This is a genomic window from Xenorhabdus innexi (assembly GCF_002632485.1).
GTDB lineage: Bacteria > Pseudomonadota > Gammaproteobacteria > Enterobacterales > Enterobacteriaceae > Xenorhabdus > Xenorhabdus innexi.
Window position 1 is genome coordinate 1 of sequence record NZ_NIBU01000261.1, and the last position, 472, is coordinate 472.

Consider the following 472-nt stretch of genomic DNA (forward strand, 5'->3'; position numbering starts at 1 on the left):
CCCTTTCGGCAGGTTAATCATTTCGGCGGGTGTAATCAGCGGAGTTTTGATGGTGCCGACCCTGTCCTGAGTGGACGAGGTAAAATCCTGCCCCTGCTCCACATCGGCAATATCCGAATGCCCGGAGACCAGCGTTTTGCTGTAGATTTCCACCTCCGGCAGCTGACTGGTGAGCAGTTCCGCCGTCCGGTTATCCCGCACCCGCAGCATAATCAGGGTGTTAAAGTTCCCCACCACCTGCGCGGTTTTGGCCGGACTGCCGATACGGGCTTCGATATCAGACGAGGTCTGGGTGTATGCCGTCACCTGCATGCCCGCACCGCCGCCTTTGTTAATGAGTGGAATAAATTCATCCCCCATCAGTTCGTTAAATTCATCACAATGCAGGTTAATCGCCAGCTTACCGTCATGACGAACCGGCAAGCCGGCGTTCATGCCGTATTTGTAAATCTGCCCGGCCACACTGACCAGA

At 55.3% G+C, this 472-nt stretch carries 1 protein-coding gene; it reads right to left on the bottom strand.

Annotation, left to right across the window (positions count from 1 at the left end; all coding sequences use genetic code 11):
* Positions 1-472, bottom strand: a 472-nt coding sequence (locus Xinn_RS21490; RefSeq protein WP_153043448.1) for a TraM recognition domain-containing protein, incomplete at both ends; no start/stop codon positions are given.